We start from the raw sequence: 26,150 nt of genomic DNA on the forward strand, positions 1-26,150 counted from the left end.
CCGGTGGCGCGGATCGCGACCTGGTCCTCGCCGCCGGCCAGCGTGGCGAGGAGCCGTTCGGTGGCGCGCTCGTCGGGCGCCGATGGCAGGTCGACCAGGCCGCCCCAGGTGTCGGGGTGGTCCAGCGCGAGCACGGCGCCGAGGCCCCACAGGGCGGCCTGCCGCTCGTCGGGTGCGTGGTCGGTGTCGTCGACGGCGACCGCCTGGGTGGTGGCGCACCAGACCGGGGCGCTGTGGCCGGCGTCGGCGAGTGCCTGGAGCAGCACGACGGTGGCGGCGGTGCCTCGGGTGAGGGTGGGGTGGCCGGGTTCGAGATCGGTGTCGGCGGCGAGCAGGGAGAGCACGCCCGTCGCCGGCGGCAGCTCCCGCAGCCGGGCGGCGAGGGCGGCGCGGTCCTCGCCCGCGTACTCGACCAGCCGCGCGGCCAGCCCGGGGAGGGCCGGGGCCTGCCGGCCGGCCGGGGTGACGACGATCCATTCGCCGGCCGGCCGGTCCGGGCGGTCCGGTACCGGCCGCCAGCGCACCCGGTACCGCAGATCGTCCACTGTGGACTTCGGTGCCGCCGGTTCGGGGTTCCACCAGAACCGCTCGCGCTGGAACGGGTAGGTGGGCAGGTCGACGGGCTGGTGCGGGCCGAACACGGCGGCCCAGTCCGGACCGGCGCCGCGCACGTGCAGGCGGGCGAGCGCGGTGGCGAGGGCGAGCGGTTCCGGCTGGCCGGCACGCAGGGTGGGCAGCACGGCGGCGGTGTCGCCGGTCAGGGACTCGGCGGCCGGCCCGGTCAGCACGGCGTCCGGGCCGATCTCGACGAACGTGGTGGCGCCGGCCGCCTCCAGCGCGGCGACCGCGTCGGCGAACCGGACCGGGCGGCGGACCTGCTCGGTCCAGTAGTCCGCGGTGCACGGCTCGACCGGCTGCCCGGTGACGGTGGAGACCAGCGGGATCGTGGGCGGCGCGAACGTCACCGTGCTCGCGACCGCGTGGAACTCGGCCAGCATCGGGTCCATCAACGGCGAGTGGAACGCGTGCGAGACCCGCAACCAGGCGGTCCGGTGGCCGGTGGCGGCGAGCCGGTCGGCGGCCTCGGCCACCGCGCCGGCCGACCCGGACAGCACGAGCGAACCGGGCGCGTTCACCGCGGCGATGCCGACCTCCGTGCCGAGGAACGGCGCGACCTCGTCCTCCCCCGCCCGCACCGCGAGCATCGCACCGCCCGCGGGCAGCGCCTGCATCAGCGAGCCGCGAGCGGCGACCAGCCGGCAGGCGTCGTCGAGGGACAGCACCCCGGCGACGTGCGCCGCGACCACCTCACCGATCGAATGCCCCGCGACCAGGTCCGGCCGCACCCCCCACGACTCCAACAACCGGATCAGCGCGACCTCCACGGCGAACAGCCCCGCCTGGGTGAACACGGTCTGCCGCAGCCGGTCCGGGTCGCCCCCGAACACCACCGCACGCAACGGCGCCGGCAACAACGGATCGATCCGCTCGCACACCGCCCCGAACGCCTCGGCGAACACCGGGTACGCCTCGGCCAGCTCCCGCCCCATCCCCGGCCGCTGCGCCCCCTGCCCGGTACAGACGAACGCCACCCGCCCCGCCGTCACGGACCCGGTGACCACGCCCCCGGTCTCGCTCCCGGCGGCGAGCGCCCGCAACCCGTGCCCGGCGGCGTCCCGATCGGCCGCCAGCACCACTGCCCGGTGCGGCAGCGCGGCCCGCCGGGTGACGAGCGACCCGGCCACGTCCACCAGCGCCTGCCCACCGTCGACCACCGGAAGCAACCTGGCCGCCTGCGCCCGCAGCGCGTCGACGCTCCGCGCGGAAAGCACCAGTGCCAAGCTTCGCGAGTCGTACGTTCCCGTCGCGCGAGTCGTACCTTCCCGTTCCGGCACCGGCTCGGCCTCTTCGAGTACCACGTGCGCGTTGGTGCCGCTGAAACCGAACGACGACACCGCGGCCCGCCTCGGGCGCCCGGTGACCGGCCACTTCCGTGCCTCGGTGAGCAACTCGACGCCGCCGGTCCAGTCGACCTGGGTGGTCGGCCGGTCGACGTGCAGGGTGCGGGGCAGGATGCCGTGCCGCATCGCCTGCACCATCTTGATCACCCCGGCGACCCCGGCCGCGGCCTGCGGGTGTCCGAGGTTCGACTTGACCGAACCGAGCCACAGCGGCTCGTCCCGGTCCCGGCCGTAGGTGGCGAGCAGGGCCTGCGCCTCGATCGGGTCGCCCAGCGTGGTGCCCGTCCCGTGTGCCTCCACGGCGTCCACATCGGACTCCGCCAGCTCCGCGTCGGCCAGCGCCGCGCGGATCACGCGTTGCTGCGCGGGGCCGCTCGGCGCGGACATGCCGTTGGACGCGCCGTCGGAGTTGACCGCCGAGCCGCGCAGCACGGCCAGCACCTGGTGGCCGTTGCGGCGGGCGTCGGGCAGGCGTTCGAGCAGCAGCAGGCCGGCGCCCTCGGACCAGGCGGCGCCGTCGGCGGCGTCGGCGAACGACTTGCACCGCCCGTCCGGGGCGAGCGCGCGCTGCCGGCTGAAGTCGACGAACAGCTCCGGGGTGCCCATCACGGTCACGCCGCCGGCCAGCGCGAGCGTGCACTCCCCCCGGCGCAGCGACCGCACCGCCTGGTGCACGGCGACCAGCGACGACGAGCACGCGGTGTCCACGGTGACCGACGGCCCCTCCAGGCCGAAGGTGTAGGACAGCTGGCCGGAGACCATGCTGCCGACCGGTCCGCCGCCCGCGTAGTCGTGGTACATCACGCCGGCGAACACCCCGGTCGGGCTGCCGGCGAGCGAGGTGGGGTCGATGCCGGCGCGCTCCAGCGACTCCCAGGCCAGCTCCAGCAGCAGCCTGCGCTGCGGGTCGGCGCGCAGGGCCTCGCGGGGGCTGATGCCGAAGAACGCGGCGTCGAACTCCCCCGCGTCGTACAGGAAGCCGCCGTGCCGGACGTAGGTGCGGTCGGGCAGGCCGGGTTCGGGGTCGTAGATCCGGTCGAGGTCCCAGCCGCGGTCGGTGGGGAACTCGCCGATCGCGTCCACCTCGTCGGCGACCAGCCGCCACAGGTCCTCCGGCGAGGCGACCCCGCCCGGGTAGCGGCACGCCATCGACACGATCGCGATCGGCGTGTGCTCCCTGGCGCGTGCCTCGCGCAGCTCCGCCCGGCTGTGTGCCAGCTCGGTCGTGGCCCGCCGCAGATAGGTGCGCAGTTCGTCCGCGTCCGCCATGTCCTCACCCCCGTCCGACCGCGCCGAGCTCGGTGTCGAGCGCGGCGAACAGCTCCTCGTCGCTCGCCGAGCCGAAGTCCCGCGCGGGTTCCGGTTCCGCGTGCGTGTCCCGCCAACCGCGCAGCAGTGCCTCGAGCCGCGTGGTGACCTCGGCCGGGTCGGTCCCGTTCGCCGACCGCAGTACGACCGCCAGCCGGTCCAGCTCGGCGAGCAGCGGGTCCCCGGTGGACTCCGGGACGAGCGTGTCGGCGAGGTGCCGGGCGACCGCGGCGGCCGTCGGGTGGTCGAACACGAGCGTCGCGGCCAGCCGCAGCCCGGTCGCGGCGGCCAGCTGGTTGCGCAGCTCGACCGCGGCGAGCGAGTCGAAACCCAGCTCCTGGAACGCGCGGTCCGGCTCGACGGCGGCCGGCGTGGCGTGCCCGAGCACGGCGGCGACGTGCCGGGTGACCAGCGCCAGCAGCTCGGCGTCCCGCTCGTCGGCCGGCAGCGCGGCGACGCGCCGGGCGAGCGCGGGTCCGCCGCCGGCGATGGTCCGGTCGGCGGCCGCGCGGCGGTGCGCCGGGGCGAGGTCGCGCAGCAGGGCGGGCGGGTCGCCGGCACGCAGGGCGGCGCGGTCGAGCCGCAGCGGGACGAGGGTCGGCTCGGTGGCGGTGAGCGCGTCGTCGAGCAGCGCGAGGGCGTCCGAAGTGGACATCGGGGGCAGGCCGGCGCGGCGCAGGCGTTGCCGGGCGGGGTCGTCGAGCAGGCCGGTCATGCCGGTGTCCCAGGCGCCCCAGGCGAGGGACAGCGCGGGCAGGCCGGCGGCGAGCCGATACGCGGCGAGCGCGTCGAGGAACACGTTGGCGGCGGCGTACCCGGCCTGCCCGGCGGCGAGCACCAGGCCGCCGGCGGAGGAGAACAGCACGAACGCGGTCAGGTCGCCGGTCAGCTCGTGCAGGTGCCAGGCCGCGTCGACCTTGGCCCGCAGTACCGCGTCGACCCGCTCGGGGGTCTGGTCGGCGAGCAGGCCGGCGTCGGCGACCCCGGCGGCGTGCACGACGGCGGTCACCGGGTGCTGGGCCAGCAGCGCGGCGACCGCGTTCCGGTCGGCCATGTCGCAGGCGACGAACCGGACGTCGGCGCCGAGCGCGGTCAGCTCGGCGCGCAGTTCGGCGGCGCCGGGCGCGGCGGGCCCTCGGCGGCTGGTCAGCAGCAGGTCGCGGGCGCCGTGCGCGGTGACGAGGTGGCGGGCGACGAGTGCGCCGAGCCCGCCGGTGCCGCCGGTGACCAGGACGGTGCCGGTGTCCCAGCGGGGCGCGGGCTTCCTCGCCGGCCGGTGGGTGGCCAGGCGGGGCACCAGCAGGCGGCCGGCGCGGATCGCCACCTCGGGCTCGCCGGTGGCGGCGGCCGCGGCGAGCGTGTCGGGGTCGGGTTCGGTGGTGTCGATGTCGACGTGGCAGAAGCGGCCGGGGTGCTCGGCCTCGGCGGCCCGGACGAGCCCCCGGACGGGCGCGCTCGCCGGGTCGGTGTCGGCGTCACGGGTCACGACGACGAGCCGGGTGTCGGCCGGCCGGTCACGCAGCCGGGCGAGGACGCGGTGGGTCAGCTCCCGCGCGGCGGCGGGCGTGTCGGCGGCCGGGTCCGGGTAGGCGGTGACGACCTCGTACGGTTCGGTGCCGGTACCGGGAGTCGCGGGCGTCCAGTCCACGTGGAACAGTTCGGCGGCGCCGGAGGTGTCCAGGTCGGCGACGGGACGGGCGACGAGCGAGCCGACGGTGAGCACGGGCCTGCCGTCGGGGTCGGCGAGGGCGAGAGCGATGGCACCGGAGTCGGTGTGGGTGAGGTGGACCCGTGCGGCGCGGGCACCGGCGGCGTGCAGGGACACCCCGGTCCAGGCGAACGGCAGCCACGCCTGCCCGTCGTCGGGCGCGCCCCGGTCGCCGACGAGTCCGGCGTGCAGGGCGGCGTCGAGCAGGGCCGGGTGGACGCCGAACCGGCCGGCGTCGCTCTCGGCGTGCTCGGGCAGGGCGATCTCGGCGAACACCTCGTCGCCGCGCCGCCACGCGGCCCGGGTGCCCTGGAACACCGGGCCGTAGCCGTAGCCGCGGTCGGCGAGCTGGTCGTAGAGGTCGTCGACGGGCATCGGGGTCGCGTCCGCCGGCGGCCACTCGGCCGGCGGTTCGGGGGTCTCGGCGGTGGCGGAGAGGAAGCCGCGGGCGTGTCGCCGCCACGGCTGTCCGTCCACTCTGGAGTGCACGGACACCGGCCGCCTGGCTCCGTCTGTAGGGCCGACGACAAGGTGCACCGCGACCGCCCCCCTCTCGGGCAGCACGAGGGGGCTCTCGCAGGTCAGCTCGTCCAGCTCGGGGTGGCCGACCTCGTCGCCGGCGCGGATGGCCAGCTCGACGAACGCGGTGCCGGGCACGAGCACACGACCGTGCACGACGTGGTCGGCGAGCCAGGGCTGGGTGTCGGTGGACAGGCGTCCGGTGAGCCACACCTCGCCGGACTCTGGCGCGTCGATGGCGGCGCCGAGCATCGGGTGCCCGGCGGCGACCAGGCCGGCGCCGGTGAGCCCGTCGGTGAGCGGATGCCGCCAGTACCGCTGGCGTTGGAACGGATAGGTGGGCAGGTCGACGTGCCGGGTCGGTGCGCCGAGCAGGGCGGTCCAGTCGGGACTGATCCCGGTGACGTGCAGCCGTCCGACCGCGGTGAGCAGGGCGCCGTCCTCTGGCTGGCTCGCGCGCTGGGTCGGGACACAGCCGGGCAGCACGGCGTCGGGACCGACCTCCAGACAGGTGGCATCGTCGAGGGTGGCCATGGCGTCGGCGAACCGCACGGTCGCCCGAACCTGGTCCACCCAGTAGCCGGGATTCGCCACATCCGTGACACGACCGGTCACAGTGGACACCAGCGGCAGCCGGGGCGACTGGTAGGTCAGGGACTCCGCGACGGTGCGGAACTCGTCGAGCATCGGGTCCATCAACGGCGAGTGGAAGGCGTGCGACACCCGAAGGCGCGTGTGCCGACAACCCAACCGCTCCACCACCGCCAGCACCTCGGCCTCCACACCGGAAACCACCACCGAGCGCGGCCCGTTCACCGCCGCGACCGAGACACCGTCGGTGAGCAGTGGGACGACCTCGTCCTCGCTCGCCGTGACGGCGACCATCGCCCCACCCTCGGGCAAGGCCTGCATCAGCCGACCGCGAGCCGACACGAGACGGCAGGCGTCCTCAAGCGAGAACACCCCGGCCACATGCGCGGCGGCGATCTCTCCGATCGAGTGTCCGACCACCGAGTCCGGGCGCACACCCCAGGACTCCAGCAGCCGGAACAGCGCCACCTCGAACGCGAACAGGCCCGCCTGCGCGTGCTCGGTCCGGTTCAACACCTCCGGGTCATCACCGGAGTACAGCCCGGGAAGCTGGGCACACACCTCGTTCAGCGCATCGGCGAACACGGGGAACGCCGTCGCCAGCCGGCGGCCCATGCCGACTCGCTGCGCGCCCTGACCGGTGAACACGAACGCCAACCGGCCTTCGACGGCGGTACCGGTGATCCCGTTCCCGTCAGCCACCGCACGCAGACCCGCCACGGCGTCGTCCCGACCGGCGGCCACCACGACAGCCCGGTGTTCCAACGACGACCGCGACACCGCAAGCGTTCGCGCCACCTCGACCAGCGGCTCCACACCATCAGCCAACCGGGACGCCAACTCCCGCAACGCCACCTCACTCCGCGCCGACAACACCAACGGCACCACCCGATCCGGCGACGGCTCCACCTCGACCGGCGCGACCCACTCCAGGATCACGTGCGCATTCGTCCCGCTGAACCCGAACGAGGACACAGCGGCCCGACGCGGACCGGCGGCCCACTCCTGCGTCTCGGTCAACAGCCGCACATTCCCCGACGACCAGTCCACATGGGCGGAAGGCGTGCCCACGTGCAGGGTCCTCGGCAGCACCCCGTGCCGCATCGCCTGGATCATCTTGATCACGCCGCCCACACCGGCGGCCGCCTGGGTGTGGCCGAGGTTCGACTTCAGCGACCCCAACCACAACGGCTCGTCCCGGTCCCGGCCATAGGTGGCCAGCACGGCCTGCGCCTCGATCGGGTCACCCAACGCCGTACCGGTGCCGTGCGCCTCCACCACGTCCACGTCGGCGGATGACAGTCCCGCGTCCGCCAGGGCGGCACGGATCACCCGCTGCTGCGCCGGACCGTTGGGCGCCGACAGGTTGCTGCTCGCGCCGTCGGAGTTCACCGCGCTGCCCCGCACCACCGCCGAGACCGGGCGGCCGTTGCGGGTCGCGTCGGACAGGCGCTCCAGCACGAGCACGCCGACGCCCTCCGACCAGCCGGTGCCGTCCGCGTCGTCGGAGAACGACTTGCACCGCCCGTCCGGGGCCAGCCCGCGCTGCCGGCTGAAGTCCACGAACGTCTCCGGGGTGGCCATCACGGTCACCCCGCCCACGATCGCCAGCGAACACTCGCCCCGCCGCAGCGACCGCACCGCCAGGTGCAACGCCACCAGCGACGACGAGCACGCCGTGTCCACCGACACCGCGGGCCCGGTCAGCCCGAGGTGGTACGCGACCCGGCCGGGCACCGCGCTGCCAAGCGCGTTGCTCTCCGCGTAGTCGTGGTACATCACGCCGGCGAACACCCCGGTGTCCGTGCGCGCCAGGGACGTCGGCGGAATGCCGGCCCGCTCCAACGCCTCCCACGACGACTCCAGCAGCAGCCGCTGCTGCGGGTCCATCTCGCGGGCCTCCCGGGGGCTCAGCCCGAAGAAGCCGGCGTCGAACTCGCCCGCGTCGTACAGGAAACCCCCGTGCCGCACGTAACTGCGACCCGGCCGGCCCGGCTCCGGGTCGAACAGCGCCTCGGTGTCCCAGCCCCGGTCCGTCGGGAACTCGCCGATGCCGTCGCCGCCGTCGGCGACCAGCCGCCACAGGTCCTCCGGCGAGGCGACCCCGCCCGGGTACCGGCACGCCATCCCGACGACCGCGATCGGCTCCGCGTCCCGCTGCTCCAGCTCGCGCAGGCGCTCGCGGGTGTCCCGCAGGTCGGCCGTCGCCCGCCGCAGGTAGCCGAGGAGCTTGCCGTCCTCACCGTCCACCGGCCAGCTCCTCGATCTCCGGCACGATGTCGCGGGGACTCGGCGTGGCCAGCATCTCCTTGCGCAGCTGGTCGGCGGCCGTGGTGTACGACGGGTCGTCCAGGACCCGGGCCAGCTGGTCGACCAGGTTCGTGTGGTCGGCGACCAGGCCGGCGCCCTGCGCGCACAGCTCGCGCATGATGCCCGCCTCGCCCCAGATGTTGCCCGGCACGCCGACCTGCGGCACCCCGTGCACCACCGACGCGTTCACCGTGCCCATGCCGCCGTAGTGCACGACCGCGGCGCACGTCGGCAGCAGCGCGTTCAGCGGCACGTAGTCGAACAGCCGCACGTTGTCCGGGATCGTCGTGCCCGGCGGGATCTGGTTCGCGTTCAGCGTCGCGATCACCTCGACGTCCAGGTCGGCGATCCCGCGCAGCAGGCCGGCGATCCCGCCGCCCTCGGACTCCGACCCGAGCGCGCGGCGCGTCTGGCCGAGCGTCAGGCACACCCGGCGGCGCTTCGGCTTCTTCCGCAGCCACCCGGGGATCACGCTCGGGCCGCTGTAGGGCACGTGCCGCACCGGCCGGTAGTCGACGTCGGCGTCCACCCGCAGCCAGGACGGGATCGGCTCCACGGTGGCCTGCCCGACCACCATCTCCTCGTCGAACTCCTTGCCGTACCTGGCGAGCTTGCCGCCCAGGTAGTCGGCCAGCGGGTCCTCGCCGCCCGGCTCGGCCGCCGCCTGCCGGTGGAAGATCGCACGCATCCGCGCCCAGTGGTCCGGCGCCGGCACGATCCGCACGTGCGGCAGCCCGAGCGCGCGGGCCAGCACCGGCGCCGCGTAGTTGTGCGCGTCCCACAGCACCAGGTCCGGCCGCCACGCCTTGGCGAACGTCACCAGGTCGTCCAGGGTGGAGTCGCCGGCCATGTACTCGCAGACCACCGACGTGTACGCGCGGAACACCTCGCGCACGTACGACGGCGTCAGCTTCGCCTGGTCGGTCTCGGTGATGTCGACGCCGAGGCCGTACGGGGTGTCCGAGGTGTCCAGGTTGCCCCGCGCGGTCGGCAGCTCCTCGCCGACCGCGACCGCGGTGAGCCCGGTGCGCTTGGTCTCCTCGATCAGGTTCGGCTGCGTGGCCACGCACACCTCGTGCCCCGCGGTGCGCAACGCCCAGGCGACCGGCACCAGGTTGTACAGGTGGGAGTTGACGGCGGAGGTGGTCACCAGGACGCGCATGAGAGTTCTCCAGATTTCCTTGACAGGTAAACGTTCCGGTACCAGCGGACCGTCTCGTCGAGGCCGTCCCGCAGCGACCTCGGGGCGAAGCTGATGATCTCCTCGAGCTTCGTGACGTCCAGCGTCCGGCTCGGCCGGCCGCCGGAGCGGGCGGGGTCGATGCGGATGCGCTCCGGCCGGTCGAGCGCCGCGCAGATCATCTTCGCGAGGTTCAGCACCGACACGGTCTCGGTGGTGCCGATGTTCAGCGTCTGGTACTTGTTGCACTCGACCATGTCCAGGATCGCCCGCACCAGGTCGGTGACGTGCATGTAGGTCCTGGTCTGGCTGCCGTCGCCCCAGATCTCGATCTCCTCGCCGGCGAGGACCTTCGCGAACATCGTCGGCACCACCCGGTCGGTGTCCGGCTCGAAGTTGTCCCGGGGCCCGTACACGCTCGTCAGCCGGGGCAGGAAGATGTTGATGCCGTACTCCGCGCGGTAGGCCTCGGCCAGGATCTCCGCGTAGTTCTTGGACAGGTAGTACCCGTCCCGGGAGTAGTACATCTGCCGGTGGAAGTCGTCGTCCTCGCGGATCGGGATGCTCGACGGCGACAGGTAGATGTCGCTGGAGCTGAGCAGCACCACCTCGGGCACCGAGTAGTCCCGCGCGCAGTTCAGCACGTTGGACACCGCGCGCATGTTGGTGTCCAGGATGTGGCCGGGCTGGTCCAGGCGGACCTCCATCGTCCCGGACACCACGGCGGCGTGCACCACCAGGTCGACCGGCCGGTCCATGGTCTCGAACAGCGCGGCGAACTGCTCGGTGTCGAGCAGGTCGAGGCGCACCGGGCGCAGCCGGGAGGTCCGCGGCAGCTGGGGCAGCACGCCCCGGTTGTCCCTGCGGTACGGCAGGGTCACGCTCGCACCGGCGGTGACGAGCTCCTCCGCGAAGTGCGAGCCGATGAGGCCGAGTCCACCGGTGACGACGACGTTCTTCCCGGCCCAGTTGTCCTTTGACACGGTTTTCCTCTCCGTCCCGACCGGTGCGTGGCGGTCAGTTCTTCCAGCTGCGGAACGATGTCGTGCGGACTCGGGACGGCACGCAGCTCGTCCCGCATGACCATGGCGTTGTGCGCGAACGACGGGTCGTCGAGCAGGGTGGCGACCTTCGCGCGGAACGCGTCGACCGGCAGCTTGCTCTTCAGCGCGTCGCCGGAGAGCCGGTACGGGTCGATGTACCCGCCGGCGCCGCGGGCCTCGAGCAGTTCCCCGAACCCGATCTCGTCCCAGTAGCGGCCCGGCACGATGAGGTTGCGGACCCCGTGCACCATCGCGTTGCCCAGCGTGCCGAACCCGCCGTGGTGGATGATCACCGAGCAGGTCGGCAGCAGCTCGTTGAGCGGCACGAAGTCCACCGCCCGGACGTTGTCGGGCAACGTGCCGACCGCGTCCAGCTGGGCCTCGTCCAGGGTCGCGATCAGCTCGATGTCCAGGCTCGCCAGGGCGTCGATCAGCTCGTCGATGGCGAACAGGTCGCCGCCCAGGTTCTCCCGGGCGGTCATGCCGAGGGTGAGGCACACCCGGCGCCGGTGCCCGTCCCGGTGGATCCAGTCCGGCACCGTGGTCGGGCCGTTGAACGGCACGTACCGCACCGACTGGTACGGCAGGTCGACCGGGAACCGCATCCACGGCGGCGTGGGGTCGATCGTCCACTGCCCGGTCATCAGCTCCCGCACGTCCTGAGCGGACTCCGGCGCACGGCCGAACCGGGAGAGCCGGCTGGTGACCCAGTCGGCCACCACGTCGTCCCGCCGTTCCGCCGCCTGCTCGGCGAGCAGCGCCTCGTAGCGGGTGTACATCCGGCCGATGTAGTCCAGTCCGAAGAGGATCCGCGCGTGCGCGGCACCGGCCGCCACGGCCGCCACCGGACCCGCGTAGCTCAGCGCGTCCCAGACCACCAGGTCCGGCTCCCAGTACCTGGCGAACTCCACCAGACCGTCCATCATGGACCGGCCACCGGTCAGGTGCTCGTAGTGCATCGTGCAGGCGACGGTGAACGCGCCGAGCACGTAGTCCCAGGTCAGCTCCTCCGGCCGGGTCTCGGTCATGCCGGCGTTGATGCTCTGCCAGGTGCCGGCGCTGGTCACGTGGTCGCCTCGGGCGGCCGCCTCGGCCGGCTCGACCACCTCGGTCTCCTCGCCGACCGCGACGGCCGTCAGCCCGGTCGCGGCCACCGCGTCCACGATGTCCGGCTGGGTCGCGACGCACACCTCGTGTCCGGCCGCGCGCAGCGCCCACGCCAGCGGCACCATGTTGTAGAAGTGGGTCTTGGCCGCGTACACCGCGAACATGACACGCATCGGCAACACCTGCGGAAGTCGTCGGGACGGCGGGGAGTTCAGACGGTGACCGGCTCGTCCCAGTCGATCCGGTGGTCGTAGAGCCAGCTCATGTTCTCCAGGTCCTTCTCGGCCGCCTTCTGGTTGAACGCGATCGGCAGGAACACGTCGCGCGCGATCCGCCTGACCTGGCCGCGGACCGCGATCGACCGGCTGGACGAGCTGCCGAACTCCACGACCTTCTCCACCCGCTCGCGGCGGATCCGCTCGTAGCGCTCCAGCGCCGTCGGGATGTCCGGGATGTCGCGCAGGCACCGGCCGAGCTCGACGGCGTCCTCGACGGACATCGAGACGCCCTGGCCACCGGACGGGGAGACCGCGTGGCACGCGTCGCCGATGATGACCATGCGCTCGTTGCGCCACACCGGCACCGTCGGCAGGTCGTAGATCGGCCGCGGCGGGGTGATCTCCTCGGTGGCGTCGATGATCTCGACGGCGGCGCTGTTGTCGTCGGTGAACATCTCCCGCAGCCGGGCCCGCCACTGCCGCGGGGTGATCGCCGCGAGGTCGTCGCTGGTCGGCTCGTCCGGCCAGGTCGGCGCGGCGTACCACCAGATGGTGCCGTCGTCGGACGGGATGTAGCAGAAGAAGCTGCGCTTGCCGAGGTACATGAACTCGGTGCCCGGCTCGTTCGGCACGTCGACGCCGTGGGCGTAGCCGCTGGTGGTCACCATGTGGTTGAAGCGCATCGGCACCTCGCCCTGGTTGATCACCCTGCGCACCACCGAGTGGGCGCCGTCGGCGCCGATCAGCAGGTCGCCCCTGGCCTCAGTGCCGTCGGCGAAGTAGGCGATCACGCCGTCCGCGGTGACCTCGGTGTCCACCAGCCGCTTGCCGAACTCGATCTGGATGCCCTGGTCGATGGCCTCGTCGCGCAGCGACGCGTACAGGTCGGAGCGGGTGATGGCCCTGGCCACGGTGCCGTCGGGCAGCGGCCGGCCGTTGCGGACCTGGGCCAGCACCCGGCCGCTGCCCAGGTGGTAGCGGTAGCGCGGAATGTCGAAGCCGGCGGACAGATGGTCGACACCGAGCTCCAGCAGCGCGCGGTAACCGTTCACGGCCAACACCAGATTCGCGCCGATTCCGTCGGCGGTTCGGTCGTAGGCCTCGTAAACCACGGATTTGATGCCGGCCTTCCGGAGAGCGATCGCACTGGTCGGCCCTGCGACACCGCCGCCGATAATCAAAGCTGTGGTCATCACGTTCTCCATCATGCGGTTCGAGTTGCCACGGAACGCTTTTCTGCAGTGTGTCCCAGGGGATCGCCGGATACAGCCCCTAACGAACCCCGGTCGTACCGGCAATTCGGGTAAGGGTTGACGGTAGGGGTGACCGAGAACGTAAACAGATGTCCGTCCCAATTCCCCGATCCAATCCGATGACCAGAGGTGTGGGATGGACTACGTACGGCTCGGCCGGACCGCGCTGAAAGTGAGCCCGCTGTGCCTCGGCACGCTGAACTTCGGCGTCCGCACGACGGTCGACGAGGCCTACGGGCTGATGGACGCGGCGCTGGGCCACGGGATCAACTACTTCGACACGGCCAACCACTACGGCTGGCAGGTCCACCGAGGACTCACCGAGGAGATCATCGGCGACTGGTTCGCCAAGGGCGGCGGCCGGCGCGAGCAGGTCGTGCTCGGCAGCAAGGTCTGCAACTCGATGAGCGACCGGCCCAACGACCGCGGCCTGTCCGCCCGGCACATCGTCGCCGCGTGCGAGGACTCGCTGCGGCGGCTGAAGACCGACTGGATCGACCTCTACCAGATGCACCACGCCGACCCGGACGCCTCCTGGGAGGAGGTGTGGCAGGCGATGGAGCTGTTGGTCAACCAGGGCAAGGTCCGCTACGTCGGCTCGTCCAACTTCACCGGGTGGAGCCTCGCGGCCGGCCAGGAGAAGGCCAACCAGCGCGGTTTCCTCGGCCTGGTCTCCGAGCAGTGCCTCTACAACCTGCTCAGCCGCCAGCCCGAGCTGGAGCTGATCCCCGCCGCGAACGCCTACGGCATCGGGGTGTTCGCCTGTTCACCGCTGCACGGCGGCTTGCTCGGCGGCGGGCTGCGCAAGCTCGCCGCCGGTACCGCGGTCAAGACCGCCCAGGGCCGCGCCCAGGTCGCGATCGAGACCAGGCGCGCGGACGTCGCCGCCTACGAGGACCTGTGCGCCGACCTCGGTGTCGACCCGGCCGAACTCGCCCAGGCATGGCTGCTCGACCGGCCAGGGGTCAACGGCGTGGTGATCGGACCGCGCACGGCCGAGCACCTCGACTGCGCCGTGCACGCGCTGAAGCTGGAGCTGGACGACAGCACGCGCGTCGCGCTCGACCGGCTGTTCCCGCCCCTCACGAGCCAGATCCCCCAGGCGTGGTGACCCGATGACCAGACACCAGATCGACCCGAGGACCGTGACCGAGAGCGACCTCGCCCGGCACCTGCTGGCCGCGCGGGGCATCCAGTGGATGCGCGGCAACCGGGGCGACCCGTACGCGCTGATCCTGCGTGCCCAGGGCATCGACCCGCACCGGCTGTTCCCCGGGCTGCGCGGCGCGCCGGTCATCCGGCAGAGCGAGACCGACGTCTGGGTGACCGTCGACCACGCCGCCGGCCGGCAGATCCTCGCCGACCCCCGGCTGCGCCTGCGCGACCAGGCCGCGGCCAAGCGGCGCAAGCGGGTGTTCACCATCGACTCGCGCACCAGCCTCAAGCACGTGCTGTCCGTGGACGACGCGGTGCTGGCGATGGACCGCGCCGAGCACGACCGGCTCCGCCCGATCGCCGAGCGGATCCTCGCGCCGGACGCCGACGAGGTGACCCGGGTGTTCGCCGAGACCCTGGCGAAGACGCTGGCCAACACCTCGGCGAACACCGGCGGCCGGTTCGACCTGATGACCGACTTCGCCCGCCCGGCCACGGTGTCCGTGCTCGCCGAGCTGACCGGCGTGCCGGCCGGTGCCCGCGACGACCACGCCGCGGCGTGCGCCGGCGCCGGTCCCGCCTTGGACGCGACCCTGTGTCCGCCGACCCTGGCGATGACCACCCGGCTCGTCGCCGCCTACGACGCGATCCGCGAGACCTTCGCCGGCCACGACGCCGGACATGACGAGGACGCGCGCGCGGTCGGCCTGCTCGCCGCGGTCGCCGGTACCGAGGTCACCACGAACCTGATCTGCGACGCCGTGCTCGCGCTGCTCGACCACCCCGACCAGTGGCGACTGCTGCGCGCCGAGCCGGATCGCGCGCCGGACGCGGTCGAGGAGGCGCTGCGCTTCGCCCCGCCGGTACGGCTGGAGAGCCGGATCGCCGCCGAGGACGCCGAGGTCGCCGGGCAGGCGGTCGGCAGGGGCGACCAGGTCGTCGTGCTGGTCGACGCAGCGAACCGGGACCCGGCGGTGTTCGCCGAGCCGGACCGGTTCGACCTCACCAGGACCTCCTCGGCCGGGCACCTCGCCCTGCCGGAGGGATCTTCCACGAGTCTCGTCGCCGCGCCCGCGCGGCTGCTCGCCGGCGCGGCCCTGCGTGTCCTCGCCGACACCGTTCCGGAACTGCGCACCGACGGGGATGTCGTGCGCCGCATGCGGTCCCCGGTGGTGCGCGGCATCGCACGCTGCCCGGTCGCCAGCCAGTAAATCGAACCAGAGGTGGATGGAGCGCTCCATGACCACGTTAGTGTGGGATTACCTGACCGAGTACGAGGACGAACGCGAGGACATCCTCGGCGCGGTCGACCAGGTCTTCCGCTCGGGCAAGCTCGTGATGGGCCCGAGCGTGTCGGGCTTCGAGTCCGAGTTCGCCGAGTACCACGGCGTCGCGCACGGCGTCGGCGTGGACAACGGCACCAACGCGCTGAAGCTCGGCCTGCAGGCGCTCGGCGTCGGCCCCGGCGACGAGGTGATCACCGTGTCCAACACGGCGGCGCCGACCGTGGTCGCGATCGACGGCACCGGGGCCACCCCGGTGTTCGTGGACGTGCGCCGCGAGGACTACCTGATGGACGTCGAGCAGGTCGCCGCCGCCATCACCCCGCGCACCAAGTGCCTGCTGCCGGTGCACCTGTACGGCCAGTGCGTCGACATGGCCCCGCTGGAGGCGCTCGCCGCCGAGCACGGCCTGAAGATCCTGGAGGACTGCGCGCAGTCCCACGGCGCCCGCCACCACGGCCGGATCGCCGGCAGCATGGGTGACGCGGCCGCGTTCTCCTTCTACCCGACCAAGGTGCTCGGCGCGTACGGCGACGGCGGCGCCACCATCACCTCGGACGCCGAGGTCGCCGACAACCTCAGGAAGCTGCGCTACTACGGCATGGCCGAGCGGTACTACGTGGTCCGCACCCCCGGCCACAACAGCCGGCTGGACGAGGTGCAGGCGGAGATCCTGCGGCGCAAGCTGCGCCGGCTGGACGGCTACCTGGAGCGCAGGCGGGCCGTCGCGCGGCGCTACGCCGAGGGCCTGGCGGACACCGACCTGGTGCTGCCGTCGATCGCCGAGGGCAACGACCACGTGTACTACGTCTACGTCGTCCGCCACCCCGAGCGGGACCGGATCATCGAGGCGCTCAAGTCCTACGACATCAGCCTGAACATCAGCTACCCGTGGCCGGTGCACACGATGACCGGCTTCGAGCACCTCGGCTACTCGCGCGGCTCGCTGCCGGTGACCGAGGAGCTCGCGAACCAGATCTTCTCGCTGCCCATGTACGCGTCCCTGTCGCTCGACGTGCAGGACAAGGTGATCAGCGCCCTCACCGAGGTGCTGCGCACCGTCTGAGTCAGGAGCCTTCCATGACGGTCCCCCGCACCTCGTTCCCGACCCTGCACGGGCGGGACGAGGCACACACACCCGTGCAGATCGCCGAGTCGGTGCTGTCGCGGCAGAGCCCGCTCACCGAGCTGGACACCGTCTTCTCCTGGTTCGCCGAGCTGCGGGAGCGCTCGTTCACCGAGGTCGAGCGCGTCCCGCTGGCCGCGATGACCGGCTGGCGGACCGACCAGGAGACCGGCAACATCGGCCACCGGAGCGGCAAGTTCTACACCGTGCAGGGCCTGGACGTCCGCGTGCCGGACGGCCCGGTCCCGCACTGGAACCAGCCGATCATCGACCAGCCGGAGGTCGGCATCCTCGGCATCCTGGTCAAGGAGTTCCACGGCGTGCTGCACTGCCTGATGCAGGCCAAGGTGGAACCGGGCAACTGCAACGGACTGCAGCTGTCCCCCACCGTGCAGGCGACGCGGAGCAACTACACCGGTGTCCACAACGGACGGTCGGTGCCGTACCTGGAGTACTTCCGCGACCAGGGCCGCCACCACGTCCTCGCCGACGTGCGGCAGTCCGAGCAGGGCTCGTGGTTCTACCAGAAGCGCAACCGCAACATGGTCGTCGAGGTGTTCGAGGACGTCGAGCTGCTGGACGGGTTCTGCTGGCTCACCCTGGGCCAGCTGCACCAGCTGCTCGCCGTCGACGACATCGTGAACATGGACGCCAGGACGGTGCTCGCCTGTCTGCCGTTCGCCGGCAAGAACCTCATCCCCGCCTTCTCCCCCGGCGACAGCTTCCGCTCCTCGCTCATCCGCTCGTACAGCGAGCAGAGCGGGACGCTGCACCCGACGAGCCAGATCCTCAACTGGCTCACCGACGTCCGCACGCGCGAGGAGGTGCACACCACCACCGTTCCGCTGCGCGGCCTGCCCGGCTGGTACCGCGACGACGACGTCATCGCGCACGAGAGCGGGCGGTTCTTCGAGCTGATCGGCGTGCACGTGCGCGCGGGCGGGCGGGAGGTCGCCGAGTGGAGCCAGCCGATGATCCGGCCGCTGGAGACCGGCGTGGTGGCGTTCCTCGTGGCGCAGTTCGGCGGCGTGCTGCACGCGCTGGTCCGCGCCATGGTCCAGCCGGGCTACAAGGACGTCGCCGAGCTCGCCCCGACCGTGCAGTGCGCGCCGGGCAACTACGACGACCTGCCGCCGGCGTCCCGGCCGAGGTTCCTCGACGTGGTCACGTCCGCCACCGCGGAGCAGGTCCGCTACGACGTCACGCTGTCCGAGGAGGGCGGGCGGTTCTACCACGCCCGCAACCGGTACCTGGTCGTCGAGGTCGCTCCCGACCCGCAGTTCGACCACCCGGACTTCCGCTGGATGCCCCTGCACCAGATGGTGGACCTGTTGCGCCACAGCCACTACGTCAACGTCGAGGCACGCAGCCTGGTGGCCTGCCTGCACAGTCTGTCCGGTGCATGATGCCTCCCAACCACGACAACGGAGCGAGCCGCAGCCATGACAAGGTGCCGGGTATGTGACCAGGCCGTCCAGGAGTTCTTCGACTTCGAGCGGCAACCGCTTTCCTCAGCGTTCCCCCTGCCCGGCGAGGCCGACGGCGAGTTCTTCTTCCGACTCGCCGTCGGCATCTGTTCGTCCTGCACCCTGGTGCAGCTGATCGAGGACGTGCCGCAGGAACACGCGCACCACCAGGGCTACCCGTACCACTCGGCCGGCTCCTCGGTGATGCACAAGCACTTCACACAGACCGCGTACGACCTGCTGGAGACCGAGCTGACCGGCCCCGACCCGTTCGTGGTCGAGATCGGCGCCAACGACGGCGTGCTGCTGCGGACGTGCGGCGACGCAGGCGTGCGCCACCTCGCCGTCGAGCCGTCCGGGGCCGGCGGCGTCCGGGTGCACCGGGCGTTCTTCGACGCCGCGTCCGCCGCCGACATCCGCGCGGAGAACGGGCCGGCGGACGTGGTCTACGCGGCCAACACCATCTGCGGCGTCGCCGACCTGGCCGCCGTGTTCGCCGGTCTGGACGTGCTGCTCGGGCCGGACGGCGTGCTCGTGTTCGAGGACCCGTACCTCGGCGAGATCGTCGAGCGGACCGCGTTCGACCAGATCTACGACGAGCACGTCTTCTTCTTCACCGCCCGGTCCGTCCGGTCGATGGCCGAGCGCTTCGGCTTCGAGCTGGTCGGCGTCGAGCGGCTGCCGGTGCACGGCGGCCAGATCCGCTACACGATCGCTCACGCGGGCCGCCGCGTGCCGTCGCCCGCGGTGGCCGAGCTGGTCCGCGAGGAGACCGGCCGCGGCCTCGCCGACCTGGCCACGCTGGAGGACTTCGCCGCCAAGGTCCGGGGCATCCGCACCGACCTGGTCGCGCTGCTGGGCGACCTGCGTGCCGCCGGGAACACGATCGCCGGCTACGGCGCGACCGCCAAGAGCTCGACGGTGGCCAACTACTGCGGCCTCGGCCCGGACCTGGTGCCGTTCGTCTGCGACACCACCCCGGGCAAGCAGGGCAGGGTCACCCCCGGCTCGCACATCCCGGTCCGGCCGGCGGCCGCGTTCGCCGACCCGTACCCGGACTACGCGCTGCTGTTCGCGTGGAACCACGCCGAGGAGATCATGGCCAAGGAGCGCGCCTTCCGTGCCGCGGGCGGCCGCTGGATCCTCTACGTGCCGACCGTCCACATCGTCTAGTCCGATTGACACCGAGGGCTCGGCCTCCCGGGAGGCCGAGCCCTTTCGTGTGCGCACAAAGGGAACGGCCGCGGTGACTGGGGGAGTTCAGCCACCGCGGCCGTCTTCGCGACCGGAGCGTCGGGGTTACACGAACCGCTTCCGGTACAGCCGGGTCGCCAGCGGGTAGGCGACGCAGAGGATCGCCACCCACCAGATCAGCGCCGGCCAGCCGCTGGCCGCCACCGGCTGGTCGAGCAGCAGCGCGCGCACGGTGTCGACCACCTGGGTCACCGGCTGGTACTCCACGAACTGGCGCAGGCCGTCGGGGAGCGTGTCGGCCTGCACGAACGCGGTGCTGGCGTAGGGGCTGAACATCAGGATCAGGCCCAGCCCGCTCGCACCGTCGACCGACTTGGCGACCAGGCCGAGCACGGCGGCGACCCAGGCCAGCGAGAACGCGAACAGCACCAGCATGCCCAGCGTCAGCAGCCAGTCGCCGATCGAGCCGGACGGCCGGAAGCCGACCGCGAAGCCGAGTCCGACCATCACGGTCAGCGCGATCAGCCCGCGGATGACCGCGGCGACGATGTGCCCGGTGATCACCGCCGAGTCGAGCATCGCGATCGCCCGGAAGCGGTCGACGACGCCCTCCTGCATGTCGGACTGCACCGCGAGGGTGGTCGACACCGAGATCATCGTGACGCTGATGACCAGGATGCCCGCCATCAGGTAGTTGATGTAGGTGGTGCCGCCGACGTCGATCGCGCCGCCGAACATGAAGCGGAACATCAGCAGCATGACCGCCGGCAGCATGATCGCGGTGAAGATCTGGTCCGGACTGCGGGTCAGGTGGTGGACGTGGCGGCCGATGAGCACGCGGGTGTCGCTCACCGCCCAGTACAGTGCGGAACGCTTCTCCGGCAGCACGATGCCGTCGGCTCCGAGGGTCGCGGTCACAGCGCGGCTCCTACCTCTTCGTCGTGGTTGTCGTCGGTGGACTGGTTGGTCGGCTCGTTGCCGCGTCGGGTGAGGGCGAAGAACACGTCGTCGAGCGTGGGCTTGGTCAGGGACAGGGACTCGATCTCCAGGCCCTTGTTCTCCAGGGTGTCGAGGAGGCGCTTGACGTGCGCGGCGCCGTCGACCACGAGGCTGATGGTGCGGGTGTCCTCGTCGTGCTGCAGGCCGTCGCCCTCGATCACCTGCCGGGCGCGGTTGAAGTCGCCGCCGCTGGCCAGGACCAGCTCGACGCGCTCCTTGCCGACGCCCTGCTTGAGCTCGGCCGCGGTGCCCTCGGCGATGATCCGCCCGCCGTCGATGACGGCGATCTTGTCGGCGAGCTGGTCGGCCTCCTCCAGGTACTGGGTGGTCAGCAGGATCGTGGTACCGGCGGCGAGCAGCTGCTTGATGGCCGCCCACATCGTCGCCCGGCTGCGCGGGTCGAGGCCGGTGGTCGGCTCGTCCAGGTAGAGGATCGGCGGCGTGACCAACAGGCTCGCGGCCAGGTCGAGGCGGCGCTTCATGCCGCCCGAGTAGCCCTTCACCTGCTTGTCGCCGGCCTCGACCAGGTCGAACTGCTCCAGCAGCTGCTGGGCGCGCACCTTGGCGTTGGCCACGCTCAAGTGGTGCAGCCGGCCCAGCATGATGAGGTTCTCCCGGCCGGTGTGCATCCAGTCGAGCGCGACGAACTGGCTGACCAGGCCGATCGAGCGGCGCACGCCGTCGCGCTGGCGCACCACGTCGTAGCCGTTCACGGTGACCGACCCGCTGGACGGGCCGGCCAGCGTGCTGAGGATCTTGACGACCGTGGTCTTGCCGGCGCCGTTCGGACCGAGCAGGGCGAGCATCGTACCCCGCTCGACATTCAGGTCGACCCCTTTGAGCACCTCCACATCCCCATAGTTCTTCTTGAGATCCCTGATCTGGATCGCGAGTTCACCGGTCATTGTTTCCCCTCGCTCCGGGTCAACTGTATAGGCCCTATAGTGATGGGTGTAGGGTATACACTGTTCGCGGCGAACGTCAACAGAGTGGTGGTGGGGATGAGCCAGGACGACGAGACGGCCCGCAGGCTGGAGTTCCTGTGGCGCGACGACGAGCGGCCGAGGAGCGGCCCGGGTCCCAAGCCCGGCCTGAGCACCGAGCGCATCGTGCGCGCCGCGATCGAGATCGCCGACGGCGAGGGCCTGGACGGGGTGTCCATGCAGCGCGTGGCCAAGCGGCTGGACGTCACGGCGATGTCGCTGTACCGGTACGTGCCGAGCAAGGACGACCTGGTCGACGCGATGATGGACACCGCGTCCGGCGAGCCGCCCGACCTCGCCGGCCTACCCGGCTGGCGTGACCGGGTGGAGGGCTGGGTCAAGGGGCTGTGGGCCCGCTACCAGGCACATCCCTGGATGCTGCGGGTGCGGCTGGGCAACCCGATCGGGCCGAACCAGCTGGCCTGGTTCGAGGCCCTGCTGCACTCGATCTCCGACATCGGGCTCAGCCACGACGAGATGATCTCGGTCAACCTGTTCGTCAGCGGCGCCACCCAGGGCCTGGCGAAGATCTCCGTGGACACGGCGCCCGGGCCGGCCGACGCCGGGGGCATGACCTACGACCAGGCCCTGACCAAGGTCGTCGACGCCGAACGGTTCCCCACGCTGAGCGCCCTGCTGGCCGCCGGCACCTTCACCGCCCCGGAGCGGGTCCCGGAGCCCACCGACGCGTACGTGGTGCCCAACCTCGAGTTCGGCCTGCGCCAGATGCTGGCCGGCATCGAGGACTACGTGGCCGAACGCCGCCGGAACAGGGGCGAGTAGGGGTTAGCGGAAAACGCGGCGGCCGATAGGCTGCGAATTGTATTTCTCCGGAATTCCGCCCCGATGCAACGGAGCGATTCATGCGCGTTCTGTTCACGGTGTTCGCCGCGAAACCGCATTTCTACAACCTGGTGCCGCTGGCCTGGGCCATGCGGGCCGCCGGGCACGAGGTGTGCGTGGCGAGCCAGCCGGACCTCACGGAGACCATCGCGGCCACCGGCCTCACCGCCGTCCCGGTCGGCGAGGAGCTGCACATGGTGCGCGCGTTCCAGGGCGGCGACGACGAGGACGCCGACGACGGCGGCGCGCCCTGGCAGCGGCTGACCGGGCTCGCCGAGCTGGACCCGGCCAAGCTGACCTGGAACTACGTGCTCGGCGTGTTCACCGTCGGCTGCTCGATGGAGTACGAGTACCTGGCCGGCCAGTCCATGACCGACGACCTGGTCGAGTTCGCCCTCGGCTGGCGGCCCGACCTGGTGGTCTGGGACGCGCTCACCTTCGCCGGCGGGATCGCCGCGACCGTGAGCGGCGCCGCGCACGCCCGCGTGCTGTTCGGTCAGGACTACGTGTACCGCATGTACCGCGACTACCTCGACCTGCTCGCCGCCCAGCCGGCGGACCGGCGCGACGACCCGGTGTCCGACTGGCTCACCGGCCGCCTCGGCCGGTACGGCCACGAATTCGACCCCGACCGGGCGCTGGAGCTGATGACCGGCCAGTGGACCGTCGACCCCACCCCGCCGTGGATGCAGCTGCCCCTGGACCTGCCGTACCAGCCGGTGCGCTACGTCCCGTTCAACGGCCCGAGCACCGTGCCGGACTGGGTGCACGAGCCGCCGAGCCGCCCACGGGTGTGCCTGTCGCTCGGCGTCTCCGGCCGGGAGCTGTTCGGCGGCGACCAGGTGTCCAGCGGGGACCTGGTGACCGTGGCCGACCTGCTGGAGGCGCTCGCCGACTTCGACATCGAGCTGATCGCGACGCTCAACGCCGAGCAGCTGGCGTCGGTGTCCGCGCTGCCGGACAACGTGCGCGCGGTCGACTTCATCCCGCTCAACGAGCTGCTGCCGAGCTGTTCGGCGATCATCCACCACGGCGGCTTCGGCACCACCGGGAACGTGCTCGCCCACGGCGTGCCCAACATCGTCATCCCGGCGCCGTGGTGGGACGCGGCCCGGCTGGCCGGGCTGCTCGAGGACCGGGGCGCCGGTCTGCTGCTCGACCACGCCGAGCTGAGCCGGGACACGTTGCGCGACAAGCTGTCCCGGCTGCTGACCGAACCGTCCTACCGGGACACCGCCGAGGTGGTGCGCGCGGAGCTCGACCTGGCGCCGAGCCCGCACCAGCTGGTCCCCCGGCTGGAACGGCTGTCCGAACGGCACCGGCCAGCCCCGGTCGCGGGGTGAGCGGCATGCGTGTCCTGGTCACCGTGATCGCGGTGAAGACCCACCTCTACAACGTGGTGCCCGTTGCCTGGGCGCTGCAGGCGGCCGGGCACGAGGTGCGGGTGGCGAGCCAGCCCGACCTCACCGACGCGATCACCGCCGCCGGTCTGACCGCGGTCCCGGTCGGCGACGAGCTGAGCATGGGGAAGTCCTCGGACGGCCCGACCAGCCAGACCTTCCGCGCGCACGGTGGCGGCATGTCGGCGGACCCGGCGACCCTGGACTGGGAGGCGGTACTCGGCGCGTTCACCGTGGCCTGCCCGGTGGAGTACGAGTTCTTCGCCGCGCAGTCCATGGTGGACGACCTGGTCGAGTTCGCCCGTGGCTGGGAGCCGGACCTGGTGATCTGGGACGCGCTCACCTTCGCCGGGCCGATCGCGGCGCGGGCCTGCGGCGCGGCGCACGCGCGGATGCTGTTCGGCATCGACTACGTGTCCCGGATGTACGCCCGCTACGTGGAACTGCTCGCCGAGCAGCCGCCGGACCAGCGCGACGACCCGGTGTCGGACTGGCTGGCCGGCCGGCTCGCCCGCCACGGGTGCGCGTTCGACCCGGACGACGCCTTGGAGCTGATGACCGGTCAGTGGTGCATCGACCCCACGCCGGCGTGGATGCGGGTGCCGCTGGACCTGCCCTACCTGCCGGTGCGGATCGTGCCGTTCAACGGGCCGACCACGGTGCCCGACTGGGTGTACGAGCCGCCGGAGCGGCCGAGGGTGTGCCTGTCGCTCGGGATGTCCGGCCGGGACCTGTTCGGCGGGGACCAGGTGTCGGTGTCCGCGTTGCTGGAGTCGTTGGCGGAACTGGACATCGAGCTGATCGCCACGCTCAACGCCGAGCAACTGACCTCGGTGTCCGCGCTGCCGGACAACGTCCGCACCGTCGACTTCGTCCCCCTCAACGAACTCGCCCCCACCTGCACCGCCATCATCCACCACGGCGGCTTCGGCACCCTCGGCAACATCCTCACCCACGGCATCCCCAGCCTCACCATCCCCGCACCCTGGTGGGACGAAAAAGACCTCGGCACCCACCTCCACACCAGAGGCGCCGGCATCCACCTCGACCCCACCAACACCACCCCCACCACCCTCAAAAACGCCCTCCACCAACTCCTCACCAACCCCACCTACCACCACAACGCCACCACCATCCAACAAGAAATCCACACCACCCCCACCCCCAACCACCTCACCACCACCCTCGAACAGCTCGTCGCGACCCGAGCGCCCTGAGCTCGAACCCACCGGAGCCGCCATGCGTGTCCTCGCCACGGTCTTCGCGACCAAGCCGCACCTGTACAACCTCGTACCGGTGCTCTGGGCACTGCGCGCGGCCGGACACGACGTGGTCGTGGCCAGCCACCCCGACCTGATGGAGACCATCGACCGCACCGGTCTCACCGGGGTCCCGGTCGGCAACGAGCTCAACATGATGCGGTCACTGACCGAACAGGGCTCCGACTCCCGCGGCACCGGCGCCACCTGGGAGAGCCTCACCTCCGGCATGACCGAGACCAGACCGGAGAAGCTCACCTGGAACTACGTGCTCGGCGCCTTCACCATGGGCTGCTCCGCCGACTACGACTACGTCACCGACCAGCACATGCTCGACGACCTGGTCGAGTTCGCCCGCGGCTGGCAACCCGACCTGGTCATCTGGGACGCGCTCACCTTCGCCGGCGCCATCGCCGCCAAGGCCTGCGGCGCCGCCCACGCCCGCATGCTGTTCGGCATCGACTACATCTCCCGGATGTACGACAACTTCCGCGCCCTGCTCGCCGAACGCCCCGAGGAACAGCGCGACGACCCGGTGTCCGACTGGCTCGCCGGCCGGATGGCCCGCGCCGGCTGCGACTTCGCCCCCGGTCAGACCGCCGAGCTGATGACCGGCCAGGTCACCATCGACCCCACCCCCGAGTGGATGCAGCTCCCCCTCACCGTGACCCGCCTACCGGTCCGCCAGATACCGTTCAACGGTCCGAGCACCATCCCCGACTGGGTCCACGAGAAACCCGAACGCCCCCGCGTCTGCCTGTCCCTCGGCGTCTCCGGCCGCGAGATCCTCGGCGGTGACTTCGTCTCCATGCCAGAGCTGCTGGAGTCGTTGGCGGAACTGGACATCGAACTCATCGCCACCCTCAACACCGAACAACTCGCATCAGTGACCACCCTCCCCCACAACATCCGCACCGTCGACTTCGTCCCCCTCAACGAACTCGCCCCCACCTGCACCGCCATCATCCACCACGGCGGCTTCGGCACCCTCGGCAACATCCTCACCCACGGCATCCCCAGCCTCACCATCCCCGCACCCTGGTGGGACGAAAAAGACCTCGGCACCCACCTCCACACCAGAGGCGCCGGCATCCACCTCGACCCCACCAACACCACCCCCACCACCCTCAAAAACGCCCTCCACCAACTCCTCACCAACCCCACCTACCACCACAACGCCACCACCATCCAACAAGAAATCCACACCACCCCCACCCCCAACCACCTCACCACCACCCTCGAAC

Annotated in this window: 15 protein-coding genes and 1 pseudogene; 9 read left to right on the forward strand and 7 right to left on the reverse strand. The window is 71.8% G+C overall.

Features of this window, described 5'->3' with window-relative positions; all coding sequences use genetic code 11:
* Positions 1 to 41 precede the first annotated feature (41 nt).
* The 5 genes and pseudogenes from JT362_RS18745 to JT362_RS18765 all read right to left on the reverse strand — a co-directional run.
* Positions 42 to 8,316, reverse strand: a pseudogene (locus JT362_RS18745) (SDR family NAD(P)-dependent oxidoreductase); the annotation flags it as partial.
* A gap of 10 nt (positions 8,317 to 8,326) precedes the next feature.
* On the reverse strand, positions 8,327 to 9,559 hold the full coding sequence (locus JT362_RS18750) for an activator-dependent family glycosyltransferase (RefSeq protein ID WP_260192605.1): 1,233 nt from the start codon (positions 9,557 to 9,559) through the stop codon (positions 8,327 to 8,329).
* Positions 9,544 to 10,560, reverse strand: coding sequence for an NAD-dependent epimerase/dehydratase family protein (locus JT362_RS18755; protein ID WP_260192607.1), 1,017 nt, complete (start codon positions 10,558 to 10,560; stop codon positions 9,544 to 9,546). The genes JT362_RS18750 and JT362_RS18755 overlap by 16 nt, the downstream gene beginning before the upstream one ends.
* Positions 10,455 to 11,900: an activator-dependent family glycosyltransferase gene (locus JT362_RS18760; protein ID WP_260192608.1), complete on the reverse strand. Its 1,446-nt coding sequence runs from the start codon at positions 11,898 to 11,900 to the stop codon at positions 10,455 to 10,457. The genes JT362_RS18755 and JT362_RS18760 overlap by 106 nt, the downstream gene beginning before the upstream one ends.
* Positions 11,901 to 11,938: 38 nt before the next feature.
* The gene (locus tag JT362_RS18765) at positions 11,939 to 13,153 is read right to left on the reverse strand and encodes an FAD-dependent oxidoreductase (RefSeq protein WP_311202729.1); all 1,215 of its coding nucleotides are present in this window, start codon (positions 13,151 to 13,153) and stop codon (positions 11,939 to 11,941) included.
* Between the two features lie 181 nt (positions 13,154 to 13,334).
* Here JT362_RS18765 and JT362_RS18770 point away from each other — a divergent pair, with 181 nt between their 5' ends.
* From JT362_RS18770 to JT362_RS18790, 5 genes are read left to right on the forward strand one after another with little or no spacing between them, the layout of a single operon-like run.
* Positions 13,335 to 14,309, forward strand: a complete 975-nt coding sequence (locus JT362_RS18770) for an aldo/keto reductase (RefSeq protein ID WP_260192611.1) — start codon at positions 13,335 to 13,337, stop codon at positions 14,307 to 14,309.
* A gap of 4 nt (positions 14,310 to 14,313) precedes the next feature.
* Complete coding sequence (locus JT362_RS18775; protein ID WP_260192612.1) at positions 14,314 to 15,564, forward strand: cytochrome P450 family protein; 1,251 nt, start codon at positions 14,314 to 14,316, stop codon at positions 15,562 to 15,564.
* Between the two features lie 28 nt (positions 15,565 to 15,592).
* Positions 15,593 to 16,702 carry a DegT/DnrJ/EryC1/StrS family aminotransferase gene (locus JT362_RS18780; protein ID WP_260192613.1) on the forward strand — a complete coding sequence of 370 codons (1,110 nt, stop codon included), beginning with the start codon at positions 15,593 to 15,595 and terminating at the stop codon, positions 16,700 to 16,702.
* A gap of 14 nt (positions 16,703 to 16,716) precedes the next feature.
* Entirely contained in the window at positions 16,717 to 18,168 is a 1,452-nt protein-coding gene (locus tag JT362_RS18785) for an NDP-hexose 2,3-dehydratase family protein (protein ID WP_260192614.1), read from the forward strand.
* Between the two features lie 36 nt (positions 18,169 to 18,204).
* Positions 18,205 to 19,401, forward strand: coding sequence for a class I SAM-dependent methyltransferase (locus tag JT362_RS18790; protein WP_260192615.1), 1,197 nt, complete (start codon positions 18,205 to 18,207; stop codon positions 19,399 to 19,401).
* 126 nt (positions 19,402 to 19,527) lie between these two features.
* Here JT362_RS18790 and JT362_RS18795 read toward each other — a convergent pair whose 3' ends face one another.
* Positions 19,528 to 20,340, reverse strand: coding sequence for an ABC transporter permease (locus JT362_RS18795; RefSeq protein ID WP_260192616.1), 813 nt, complete (start codon positions 20,338 to 20,340; stop codon positions 19,528 to 19,530).
* The gene (locus JT362_RS18800; RefSeq protein ID WP_260192617.1) at positions 20,337 to 21,326 is read right to left on the reverse strand and encodes an ATP-binding cassette domain-containing protein; all 990 of its coding nucleotides are present in this window, start codon (positions 21,324 to 21,326) and stop codon (positions 20,337 to 20,339) included. The genes JT362_RS18795 and JT362_RS18800 overlap by 4 nt, the downstream gene beginning before the upstream one ends.
* 96 nt (positions 21,327 to 21,422) lie before the next feature.
* Here JT362_RS18800 and JT362_RS18805 point away from each other — a divergent pair, with 96 nt between their 5' ends.
* The 4 genes from JT362_RS18805 to JT362_RS18820 all read left to right on the forward strand — a co-directional run.
* A complete protein-coding gene (locus JT362_RS18805; protein ID WP_260192618.1) occupies positions 21,423 to 22,187 on the forward strand; it encodes a TetR/AcrR family transcriptional regulator in 765 nt (254 codons plus the stop codon).
* An 80-nt stretch (positions 22,188 to 22,267) separates the two neighbouring features.
* Positions 22,268 to 23,590, forward strand: a complete 1,323-nt coding sequence (locus tag JT362_RS18810; protein ID WP_260192619.1) for an activator-dependent family glycosyltransferase — start codon at positions 22,268 to 22,270, stop codon at positions 23,588 to 23,590.
* Between the two features lie 5 nt (positions 23,591 to 23,595).
* Positions 23,596 to 24,864, forward strand: a complete 1,269-nt coding sequence (locus JT362_RS18815) for an activator-dependent family glycosyltransferase (RefSeq protein WP_260192620.1) — start codon at positions 23,596 to 23,598, stop codon at positions 24,862 to 24,864.
* A gap of 22 nt (positions 24,865 to 24,886) precedes the next feature.
* On the forward strand, positions 24,887 to 26,150 hold a 1,264-nt coding region (locus JT362_RS18820), incomplete at its 3' end, for an activator-dependent family glycosyltransferase (RefSeq protein ID WP_260192621.1).

It is taken from the genome of Actinophytocola gossypii (genome assembly GCF_025165815.1).
GTDB classification, from domain to species: domain Bacteria; phylum Actinomycetota; class Actinomycetes; order Mycobacteriales; family Pseudonocardiaceae; genus Actinophytocola; species Actinophytocola gossypii.